The organism is Paenibacillus sp. 23TSA30-6 (assembly GCF_014858585.1).
Taxonomy (GTDB): domain Bacteria; phylum Bacillota; class Bacilli; order Paenibacillales; family Paenibacillaceae; genus Paenibacillus.
The window spans coordinates 1-342 of the sequence record NZ_SLTL01000118.1; the positions used below are offsets into that span (position 1 = coordinate 1).

1 protein-coding gene is annotated in these 342 nt (G+C 58.2%); it reads right to left on the minus strand.

Translation table 11 applies throughout. From position 1 onward, the window contains the following. Positions 1 to 342 (minus strand): AMP-binding protein (locus E0698_RS26375; protein ID WP_192513442.1); only part of this gene is annotated, 342 nt, incomplete at both ends.

Below are 342 nucleotides of genomic sequence, written 5' to 3' on the forward strand. Positions count from 1 at the left end.
ACGGAGAAATCGAAGCAGAACGAGTGGAACAGCGTCCACGTGTCGGACGGCCCGAAGTCGAACAGGTTCTTGTCGTTGAACAGGAGCCGCACGACGTTCTTATGCTCGATCAGCGTTCCTTTCGGTCTGCCAGTCGTTCCCGACGTGTAGATGACATAAGCCAGGTTGCCCGGCCCGGAAATCGGCTCCAGGTTCGAAGCGTCCCGCACATCGGCGGAGTCCGCCCCTCTGTCGCCCCACACGAAATCGTCCAATTCGAGGCGCGTTCCTGCGAAGTCGGTCTTCTCGTGCAGATGCTTTTGAATCAGCAATAACGGCGCGCCCGAATCCTCGATCATGAAG